The sequence below is a fragment of the Priestia sp. TRM10 genome (assembly GCF_057808375.1).
Genome location: NZ_JBJZOT010000022.1, coordinates 1 through 2361, shown reverse-complemented (window position 1 = coordinate 2361; position 2361 = coordinate 1). Strand labels below are relative to the sequence as shown.

The 2361-nt window shown below is 40.4% G+C and carries 1 protein-coding gene; it reads left to right on the top strand.

Features of this window, described 5'->3' with window-relative positions; all coding sequences use genetic code 11:
* The first annotated feature begins 607 nt into the window (after positions 1–607).
* Positions 608–2257, top strand: a complete 1650-nt coding sequence (gene ltrA, locus ACK3CR_RS26935) for a group II intron reverse transcriptase/maturase (protein ID WP_488976370.1) — start codon at positions 608–610, stop codon at positions 2255–2257.
* Positions 2258–2361 lie beyond the last annotated feature (104 nt).

Genomic DNA, 2361 nt, shown 5'->3' with positions numbered 1-2361 from the left:
ATTATGGTGCGACAAGAAGTCGCTTTCTTACAGTGTAGCTAACGCTACTCATCTAGACGCAAAGATAATCTCCATCCGAAACGGCATGCTTGGTAACGAGCCTGTCGGTTGCATGAGGAAATGCGGAAACAGAGGACAAATGCATGGTCCAGAACACTGCTAGGAGAAGATAGGTACGGTAAACGAAAGTGAAGGTTCGCAAGCTTCGTCAGGATTAGCTCAAGATAATGCATAGATTGGCTTGGGTCTTGGTAAGAGGAAAAGTAGAATCATAATGCTGCTCTGATGCGTCCCGCATCTTACCCGGAGTAAAGAATCTACCTACCCCTATCGTATCTGTAGAATGTGAAACTTGGTAAGCCCTATGTCATCTGTGTAAAACAGTAGGATGACTGCAAAGTCAAACGATGTGGCAGAGGGTATGGGATATGAGAAAAAGCGAAAGCCGTTACCCTGAAAAGGGACAGGAAAGCAGAAAACTGTATAACTGAACGGATAATGTCGTCCTAACAGACAATGACAGGCTCGAAAGAGCGCCTACTTCTCATGGGTCTTCAACACGAAAATAAATTTGTGGCTATCTTCTAACGAAAAGGAGCGTGCTGTTATGAATACCTCTTTACGAGCGTCGGCGCACGTCTCGCATAAAGGTTGGTACTCTTTTGATTGGAATACTATACAAAAATATGTAACGAAGTTACGACAAAGAATTTATCGTGCCGAACAACAAAATCAACGAAGAAGAGTGAGAAAACTTCAACGTTTACTCCTTCGGAGTAAAGCCAATTTACTACTCTCCATTCGAAGAGTGACGCAACAAAATACCGGTAAGCGAACACCTGGTGTAGACGGCTATACGGCTTTAAAACCAAACGAACGTATCAAGCTATATAAACAACTACTTAAACGTAATGTCTTTCAGCATCGTCCAAAGCCAGCGAAAAGAACATTTATCGCTAAGAAGAATGGGAAACTAAGACCTCTCGGTATTCCGACGATACGAGACCGAGTTTATCAAAATGTGATAAAGAACGCACTAGAACCACAATGGGAGGTTAGATTCGAAGCTACTTCCTACGGCTTTCGTCCCAAAAGAAGTACACATGATGCTATAAGTAATCTCTTTAACAAGCTGAACACGAATAGTAAGAAAAAGTGGGTGTTCGAAGGAGATTTCTTAGGGTGTTTTGACCATCTTAATCATCATTGGATAGTAGAACAAACCTCTACATTTCCAGGAAACACTTTGATTAAAAGGTGGCTCAAGATGGGATATATAGAACAGGATATGCTTCATAAAACAACGGAAGGAACTCCGCAAGGAAGTATTGTGTCTCCTCTTCTAGCCAATATCGCGTTATGTGGGATGGAAGAAGAGATTGGTATTGTTTATAAAAAGACATACAAACCAGATGGAGGATATAAAGTTGATCCAAAATGTAAAATAGGACGTGTTCTTTACGCAGATGACTTCGTCATCGTAACGGAAACGAAGGAACAAGCTCAAAGTATGTATCAGAAACTCATTCCTTACTTACAAAAGCGAGGAATTAAACTCAGTGCGGATAAAACTAGAGTCACACATATCGAGAACGGGTTTAATTTTCTTGGTTTCTCACTTCGTCAATACAAGACGGAACAAGGAAATAAGTTATTAATCAAACCTAGTAAAGACAGTATCAAAAAGGCAAAAGGTAAGATAAAAGATACGTTCGCAGTGATGCGAGGACGACCAGTAAAAGAAATTATACGTATCCTAAACCCTATTATACGTGGTTATGGACAGTACTGGAAACATGTTGTGTCGAAAAAGGAGTTTGGATATATGGACAATTACGTTTTCTTTAAAATAAGAAAACACCTTAGGCAATTGCATCCAAAGAAGGCGTGGAAATGGATTAACAAGCGCTATTTTAAGAAGCCCCACCACGGAGGAAATGATAAATGGATTCTGACATGTCCACTTACCAATATTCAATTGTTAAGAATGTCCTGGATTAAAATAGAGCGACATGTAAGGGTAGCCTATAAAAACAGCCCAGACGATCCTAGTTTAAAAGAGTATTGGGAAAAGCGAGACCGTAAGGTCTTCAATAGGGAAAATACACTAGATAGGATGAAACTCGCAAGAAAGCAAGGATATCGTTGTGCACTGTGTAAGTACACTCTACAAAATGGAGAAAAGGTTACTGTGCAAAATCTTGAAACCCCTACAAGTAAGGTTTCTAAATTAGTACATGTACCTTGTATAAAATAAAAGAGTTGTTTGGATAAAAAGAAGGCTTGAGCCGTATGACGGGAAATCTGTCACGTACGGTTCTTAGGGGGGAGGGCACTCGTGAGAGTGCCTTCCTACCCGAC